The organism is Bradyrhizobium sp., from assembly GCF_036009065.1.
Lineage (GTDB): Bacteria > Pseudomonadota > Alphaproteobacteria > Rhizobiales > Xanthobacteraceae > Bradyrhizobium.
Genome location: NZ_DASYMN010000248.1, coordinates 1 through 8,081, shown reverse-complemented (window position 1 = coordinate 8,081; position 8,081 = coordinate 1). Strand labels below are relative to the sequence as shown.

The following is an 8,081-nucleotide window of genomic DNA, read 5'->3' as shown; positions in this document are numbered from 1 at the left end:
GATCATGCAGTCGGTGCGCGATCTCAACAAGCTGGACGACGGGTAAATGGCGCCAATCTCGTGTCCCGGACGCGGTGCGGCATTCTTCATGCCGCTCCGCAGAGCCGGGACCCCGGTTAAGCAAGCAAGCTGGACCCCGGCGTAGCAGCGCACCACGCCGCGAAGGGGCGGCGCGCTGCGCAGCATCCGGGGAACGCGACTTTGCGACGTGCTGTTTACATCACCACTGGCGCATCCGGCAGTTCGTTTCTGCCTGCGCCGTGCTTCGGAAAATGCGTCGCCAGGTGACGCGACACCGCCTCGATGCCCCTGAGCACACCGGCCTCGAAATTTCCTTTCCTGAATTCGGCTTCCATCGCGGCACAAATCTTTTCCCAGCCGGCAGGACCGACCAGCGCGTCAATGCCGCGATCGGCGAGAATCTCCACATCGCGGTCCGCCAGCAAGAGATAGATCAGCACGCCGTTATTGTGCGCGGTGTCCCAGATTCGCAGGTGCGAAAAAACATCGAGCGCCCGCGCGCGGGCCGGCTGATTTCGCAATAGCGGCGCACCGTCCAGCGCGCCTTCGACGACAAAACGTATCTGGCCGGAATGGGTCGCCTCACTCGCCTTGATCGCGCGCTCGATCGACGTCAGCACATGCTTGGGAAAAACCTTCCTGACCCGCCAGCGGTGCTCCAGCAAGTGCTTGCCGATACGCTTGATGCCCATGGTCACCAACTCCCCGACGCGCCACCGCCGCCAAAACTGCCGCCGCCGCCGCTGAAACCGCCGCCGCTCGAACTGCCGCCCGAATATCCGCCACCGCCACTTACCCATCCGCCGCCTCTGCCGACCCCGCCGGAGGACGTTATCGCGTCGCCGATCAGCGTGACGATGAAAGCGATGATGCCGCCGATGGCCGACAGCGCCAGCGACGCCGCGATAAACCAGAACAAGGCGGCGACCAAACCGCCGGTGGCGAGCGAACCGAACAGCCTGCCGAAGATGCCGCGCATGAGGCCCCCGACGACGATCACCCCGACGATCAGGAACGGATTGAACGGATCAAGTTGGCTGAGCAGGCCGGAATTCTGCTGCCGCTGCGCCGGCGCCGGCAACGGCTCGCCATCGACGACGCGAAGGATACGGTTGACGCCATCGGAAATGCCGCCTGAAAAATCGCCGCTGCGGAACTTTGGGGTGATTACTTCGTCGATGATGCGTTTTGACGTGGCGTCGGTCAGCGCCCCCTCAAGCCCATAACCGACCTCGATCCGCAGCTTGCGGTCGTCCTTGGCGACGACGAGAATGGCGCCGTCGTCGATCTTCTTGCGGCCGATCTTCCAGGCCTCGGCGACGCGCAGGGAATATTGCTCGATGGTTTCGGGCTGCGTCGTCGGAACGATCAGCACCGCGACCTGGCTGCCTTTTCGGGCCTCGAAATCCTTTAAGGTCTTGTCAAGCGAGGCAATATCGCTGCTGCTCAGCGTCGCGGTCCTGTCGACCACGCGCCCGGTGAGCGGCGGCACCGCGACATCCGCCGCCGCGGCGAATGCCCAGCACAACATCAGCGCAAGAAGGGAGGCTCTTGCAGCTTTCATCGCGGCGCCTTTGCGGTTGCCGCGACTACTTGGCTGGAGCGGGTGTCGCCGGCGGATTGAAATCGACCTTCGGCGCGGTCGAGATTTCCTTTTCGTTCTCGACCGAGAAGTTGGGTTTCTCCTTATAGCCGAACATCATCGCCGTCAGATTGTTCGGGAACGAGCGTACCGTGACGTTGTATTCCTGCACCGCCTTGATGTAGCGGTTCCGCGCCACCGTGATGCGGTTCTCCGTGCCTTCCAGTTGCGACATCAGATCGCGGAACAGCGCGTCGGATTTGAGCTGCGGATAATTTTCGGTGACCACCAGCAGCCGCGACAGCGCGCTCGAGAGTTCGCCTTGGGCGGCCTGGAATTTCTGGAACGCGGCGGGGTCGTTGAGAACTTCCGGCGTCGCCTGGATGCTGCCGACCTTGGCGCGGGCGTTGGTGACGCCAAGCAGCACGTCCTTTTCCTGCTGCGCAAAGCCTTTCACCGAATTGACCAGGTTGGGCACGAGGTCGGCGCGGCGCTGGTATTGGTTGACGACCTCGGACCAGGCGGACTTGACCTGCTCGTCCTGGCTCTGGATTACGTTATATCCGCAATTGGTCAGGCTCAACGTCGCCAGCGCCGCCAGCACGGTCCACAATCTGCGCATCGGATACTCCTTGTCGTTTTGCTATCGGCAATCTAGCCGCTTGCCCGGAAAAAGCGACCGTCATTGCGAGCGAAGCGAAGCAATCCAGAAACAACAAGTAAAGGCTGGATTGCTTCGTCGCTACGCTTCTCGCAATGACGTTATATCATTACTTTGCCGCTGAATGCGCTTCCCGGACCGCCTGCCAGACTTTCATCGGCGTCAACGGCGTGGTGAGCGTCTTGATGCCGAGATCGCTCAAGGCATCCATCACGCCGTTGGCGACGCAGGGCGGGCCGCCGATCGCGCCGGATTCGCCGCAACCCTTGGCGCCGAGCGGATTGGTGCGGCACAGTACCGACTCGTCAAGGGTCACGTCGATGGAAGGAATGTCGTCGGCGCGCGGAATGCAGTAGTCCTGATACGTCGCCGTGAGCAGCTGCCCTTCGGGGTCATACGACACGCCCTCATACAGCGCCTGCCCGATGCCCTGTGCTACGCCGCCATGGACCTGACCCGCCACCAGCATCGGATTGACGGCAACGCCGACGTCATCGACCGTGGTGTACTGCACGACGCGCGTGACCCCGGTCTCCGGATCGATCTCAACTTCACAGATATGCGCGCCGTTGGGCCAGCTCGGGCCGTCGACTTCGCCTTCGCTGTCGACACTGAGGCGCGCCCCTTGCTCGTTCTTCGCAACCTCGAACAGGCCGACGCGCCGGTCGGTGCCGGCGACGGTGAGCCAGCCATTGCCATATTCGATGTCCTCGATGGAGGCTTCCAGCATGTGCGAGGCCTTCTCGCGCGCCTTGGCGATCAGGTCGTTGCTGGAGACCGCGAGCGCGGTGCCGCCGACGAACAGCGAGCGCGAACCGACGCTGCCGAAGCCGGTGGCGAGGTCCGTGTCGCCCTGCACGATATCGATGCTGTCCATGGCGACGCCGAGCGATTCCGCCAGCATCTGCGTGTAAGTGGTCTGCAGGCCCTGCCCCATTGCCTGCGTGCCGGAATGCAGCACGATGCGTCCTTCCGCCGTGGCGTGCAGGCTGACCTTTTCGGTATGCGCGCGCCCGCCGGTCCATTCGATGTAACTGGTGAGGCCGCGGCCGTAAAGCAGGCCTTTTTTCTTCGCCGCCTTTTTTCGCGCAGCAAAGCCGTCCCAGTCCGCAAGTTTTGCGGCGCGATCCAGCATGTGCGCAAACGAGCCGCTGTCATACACCTGGCCCACGGCGTTGGTATAGGGCAGTTGTCCGGGCTTGATGTAATTCACCTTGCGGATGGTGCGCGGATCCATCCCGATCTGCCGGGCCGCGGCGTCCATCAGCCGTTCCACGATAAACACGCCTTCCGGCCGGCCCGCGCCGCGATAGGCGCCGACCGGGGCTGTGTTGGTCATCACCGATTTGACCTCGTAATGCACAAGCGGCAGGTCGTACACGCCGCTCTGCACGAACGGCCCGAGCACCAGCGGAATGATATTGGCCGCACCGCTCATGTAGGCGCCGGTGCCGCCGATCGAACGCACGCGATAGGCCAGCACGCGGCCCTTGGCATCGAGCGCAAACTCGCCTGATGATGTCAGGTCGCGGCCATGGGTGCCGCCGACGAATTCGTCGGTGCGGTCGCCGCGCCAGCGCACCTTGCGCTCAAGTTTTACCGCGGCATAGGCCACCAGGCCGTCTTCCGGATAGAGGTTGGTCTTCTGGCCAAAACCGCCGCCGATATCGCCGACCAGCACGCGCACGCTTTCCTTCGGCCGCTTCAACACGGCTTCAGCCAGCACGTCGCGGGTCGAACCCGGCGTCTGCGATTGCACATGCAGGATCAACCGGCCGGACTTTTTCTCGATCTCGGCGATGCTGCTGCGCGGCTCCATCGCGGAGGGAACCAGCCGCTGGCTGACCAGGTCGAGCGAGACCACATGCGCGGCTTTGGCGAAGGCGGCTTCGACCGCGGCCGCATCGCCATAGTTCATCGCCGCCACGATGTTGTCGGGCGCATCGGGCCATACAACCGGTGCGCCGGGTTTAATTGCGGCAACGGGATCGACGACGGACGGCAACACGTCATATTCGACCGATATCGCTTCGGTCGCGGTCTGCGCCGCAACACGCGATGTCGCCACCACGGCAGCAACCGGTTCGCCGGCGAAGCGCACGATTTCATGCGCGAGCAACCTCCGCGGCGGCACGGTCATCGGCGAACCGTCGGGCCGCTGGAAAACTGCCAGTGTTGGAAGCGTGCCGATATTGTCGGCAATCAGATCGGCGCCGGTGTAGACGGCTTCGACGCCGGGCATCTCAGTGGCGGTCTTGACGTCGATCGATGTGACCCTGGCGTGGGCGTGCGGCGAACGCAGCACATGGAGCCACAGCGCGCCGTCTTCCGGCTTATCGTCGATGAACTGCCCCTTCCCGGTCAGCAGCCGCTGGTCTTCAAGTCTTTTTATCGGCTGGCCCGCGCCGAAGCGCATGTTGGCGGGCAGGATGTTCATCAGTTTGTCTTTCGAATCTTTTGTTGGATTGTTGCGTAACAAGGAAGCTATGTATCAGCCGATATCGCGCAATACCGTTTCAACGACCTTGCGCTCATCCGCGGTCAATGCGGCCTGCGGCGCAATGGGATCGCCGACGTCGTAGCCCTGGATCGCAAGCCCCGCCTTGATGCAGGCCGCCAGATTGTAGCGCGCGAAGGCTTCATTGAGGCGCCACAGCCGGCGCTGCAATTTCATCGCCTCATCCCAGCGCTGCGCTCTACAGAGATCGTAAAGTTCGACGCTCCGGCGCGGGATGACACAGGCCGGACCCGCCATCCAGCCGACGCCGCCGATCAGCATCACCGCAGCAGGGATATGCGCGGACGCGGAGAACACATCGATAGCCTCGCCGCAGCGGTTCATGATCGACAGCAGCCGGCCGGTATTGGTCGAGGCATCCTTGATGGCGACGATGCGCGGATGCTCGGCCAGCCTTGCGATGACGTCGAGGGTGAGATCGGAGCGCTGAAACTGCGGATTGGTGTAGATCACCACCGGAATGTCGACCGCATCCGCGATGGCGCGAAAGTAGGATTCGACCTGCGCATCGTTGACCGGGAAATACGCTTCCAGAATCGCCAAGATGCCGTCGGCGCCAAGCTTCTGGTACAATTTCGCCTGCGCCACCGCCTCCGCCGTCGAGGTCGAGGCCACTCCGGCGATCACAGGCACGCGGCGCTGCGCAGCTTCGATGATGGTTTGCACCATCGCCGAACGCTGCTCGCGGCTCAGATAGGCAAATTCGCCGGTCGAGCCCAGCGGCGTCAGTCCGTGCACGCCGGACTTGATCAGATCGTCGCAGAGCCGGCCGAGCACATCGGTTCGGATCTGCCCCGAGGCGTCAACAGGCGAAACTAGATAGGGAAAGACGCCGTGGAAATCAGTCATGTGTGCGATTAATCTCATTTGCGCGTGGCGCTTGGGGCCGGAACTCTATAGATCACCGGCCGTTGAGGAGAAAGCCCTGATTAACATCGAGCGATTTCGCCAAACGGAGCCGCCATTACCACCTTCGAATCCGACGACACTGAGCAAGCCGACCTGCGCGGCGGCCGTCCGCCATGGTTTGTGCGCGCACAGCAGCGCAGCCGGACCGCTATCACCGAAAACCTGAAATGCGACGCGCTGATCGTCGGCGGCGGCAGTACCGGATCGTCGATTGCCGAACGGCTGACGCGGCAAGGCCTCGACGTCGTGATCATCGATCGCGAACTTCCGGGCCGCGGCAGCACCGCGGCGAGCACGTCGATGCTGTTGTGGGAAATCGATCGCTCGCTGGTGCAACTCACGGAAGCTTATGGGTTCGAGCGGGCGTCGCGCGCGTATCAGGTAAGCCTGCAGGCCGTGAGCGGATTGAAGTCGCTGGTTGCCGAACTCGGCCTGCCTTGCGACATGCGCGCGAAGGATTCGCTCTATCTCGCCGCCGGCAGCACCAGCAAGGACCTGATCGAGGAGCATGGGCTTCGACGCCGCGCAAACTTGCCGGGCGCGTTCCTCGATCACGCCGCGGTGCTCGAACATTTCGGCATTGCCCGCGCAGGCGCGATCGTCTCGCCGGGTGCGGCCGACGCCGACCCGATGCAACTGGCGTACGGCCTGCTCAAGCTCGCCGTCTCGCGCGGCGCGCGGCTGTTCGAGGCCGAAGCGATCGCATTCGACGCCGCCTCGCGTTCGGTCGGCGTGCAATTGCAGGACGGCCATCAGATCGAAGCGCGCCATGTGGTGCTCGCGACGGGTTATGTGATGCCGAAGATCATTCAGTCGACCATCCAGACGGTGTCGTCGAGCTGGGCGATCGCGACCACGCCGCAGCCGGACAATATCTGGAACGGCGGCGCGCCGATCTGGGAAGACAGCAAGGATTATCTCTACGCCCGAACCACCGTTTCCGGCCGCATCATCATCTGCGGCGAGGACAGCGACGCGATCGTCGAGCCCGAGGCGCGCGACGCGCTGATCGCTGAGAAGTCGCGCATCCTGACGGAAAAGCTTGGCGCGCTGTGGCCGCATGCACGCCGCGACATCGCGTTCCGCTGGGCGGGGACGTTTGACACTACCAGCGACGGCTTGCCGCTGATCGGTCCGGTGCCGGGAAAGAACGGAATCTTTGCAGCCTATGGTTATAGCGGCAACGGCATCACGTTCAGCTTTTTGGCCGCGCAGCTGATCGGCGCGTTGATCGCGGGACAGACTTCTCCGTTGATCGATGATTTTGCATTGGATCGCGACGGCAATGCGGCCGCTTGATTGACGCCGCATCGGATTCCGGCCGCAAAAAGACTTCAAAAATCGGCGACAAGTACTTAGCTGTCTGAAGGGGGCGATTGTTGTCAGGAAATTTCAAGCGATGCGCTGGCTGATCGGAATCGTCATTATCGTTCTTGTATCGCTGGTCGTTTACGCCGGCTCCGCGGTCTGGTCCGCGAAAAATCTGGTCGAGGCCGTGCGCTCCGGCAATGCCGGAGAAATTCTCGCGAGAACCGACGTGCCCCGCGTAAAACGTTCGCTGACCGATCAAATTCTTGCCGCCTATCTCGATCGGCTGGGCGCGAAGCGGCCGATCAAGCCGCTGGAGCGCATGCTGGCAAACACCTACGGTGCGTCGATCGCCGATGCGCTGGTTTCGAAACTGCTTACCGAGGAAAATCTGACCCGACTGCTTCGAACCGGCGCCGTCGGCGATGTATCGCAAAATGCGCAAGCCGGAAACCTCGCTTCACTAGCAAATCTCGAACCCTCGGCGCTGCGATTGCTTGGACGTATTTCTCCCATAAACCTGGTTGAGGTTGCGATTCTGCTGGGCGACGACCGCGATTCCGGCGCCGTCCATCTGCATTTCGAAGGCGATGGCTGGAAACTGTCGGGCATCCAACTGCCGGTCGCGGCCTTGCGCGCGCTCGTCGAGTCGCTGCCGATGAAGTAGCTGGCGCTCCCTTGGGAAAGCGCAGGAATCACTTCAATGCCTTAGGGAATTGTTTGGGAAAGAAGCGCCTCATTGTTTTTCAAGACAGAATGACCACCCGCTGCCCGAAGGCAGCGGGTCATTCGGGCATCTCAGCGAGAGACGTAACCTGCCGCGAGGGGTTTGAAGCGGTAGATCAGATACGGCGGTTTGTTCTCGGCCTTGCCGCCATGGAACATAGCCGCTGCGGAGATCTGCGAGGCGGACACATACATATATCCGTCGGGAGAAGCCGTGATGCCATCGGGCCAAACCATCTCCGGATCGCTCAAGTAAGTACGGTACTTGCGATCGGCGCCGACGACGCCAACGGATTTGGTCTCGACCGCAGTCAGATAAAGGTTGCCGGCATAATCGATCGAGAGTCCTCCATTGT

7 protein-coding genes and 1 pseudogene are annotated in these 8,081 nt (G+C 62.4%); 2 read left to right on the top strand and 6 right to left on the bottom strand.

All coding sequences use genetic code 11. The features are described 5' to 3' along the window. Positions 1-215: 215 nt before the first annotated feature. The 5 genes from VGP39_RS14970 to VGP39_RS14950 form a co-directional block, all read right to left on the bottom strand. Positions 216-713: a TPM domain-containing protein gene (locus tag VGP39_RS14970; protein WP_327568882.1), complete on the bottom strand. Its 498-nt coding sequence runs from the start codon at positions 711-713 to the stop codon at positions 216-218. 2 nt (positions 714-715) lie between these two features. Further along, positions 716-1,585 carry a YgcG family protein gene (locus VGP39_RS14965; protein ID WP_327568881.1) on the bottom strand — a complete coding sequence of 290 codons (870 nt, stop codon included), beginning with the start codon at positions 1,583-1,585 and terminating at the stop codon, positions 716-718. A 25-nt stretch (positions 1,586-1,610) separates the two neighbouring features. After that, positions 1,611-2,225: a LemA family protein gene (locus tag VGP39_RS14960; RefSeq protein ID WP_327568880.1), complete on the bottom strand. Its 615-nt coding sequence runs from the start codon at positions 2,223-2,225 to the stop codon at positions 1,611-1,613. A 148-nt stretch (positions 2,226-2,373) separates the two neighbouring features. Continuing rightward, entirely contained in the window at positions 2,374-4,701 is a 2,328-nt protein-coding gene (locus tag VGP39_RS14955) for a xanthine dehydrogenase family protein molybdopterin-binding subunit (RefSeq protein ID WP_327568879.1), read from the bottom strand. 54 nt (positions 4,702-4,755) lie between these two features. Continuing rightward, positions 4,756-5,631, bottom strand: coding sequence for a dihydrodipicolinate synthase family protein (locus tag VGP39_RS14950; protein ID WP_327568878.1), 876 nt, complete (start codon positions 5,629-5,631; stop codon positions 4,756-4,758). A 180-nt stretch (positions 5,632-5,811) separates the two neighbouring features. Between VGP39_RS14950 and VGP39_RS14945 the strand changes: the two genes are divergently transcribed. Both VGP39_RS14945 and VGP39_RS14940 read left to right on the top strand, forming a co-directional pair. Continuing rightward, positions 5,812-6,990: an FAD-dependent oxidoreductase gene (locus tag VGP39_RS14945; RefSeq protein ID WP_327568877.1), complete on the top strand. Its 1,179-nt coding sequence runs from the start codon at positions 5,812-5,814 to the stop codon at positions 6,988-6,990. 100 nt (positions 6,991-7,090) lie between these two features. Continuing rightward, positions 7,091-7,666 carry a DUF2939 domain-containing protein gene (locus tag VGP39_RS14940; RefSeq protein WP_327568876.1) on the top strand — a complete coding sequence of 192 codons (576 nt, stop codon included), beginning with the start codon at positions 7,091-7,093 and terminating at the stop codon, positions 7,664-7,666. A gap of 131 nt (positions 7,667-7,797) precedes the next feature. On the opposite strand, the pseudogene VGP39_RS14935 reads toward VGP39_RS14940, so the two are convergent. Next, positions 7,798-8,081, bottom strand: a pseudogene (locus VGP39_RS14935) (hypothetical protein); the annotation flags it as partial.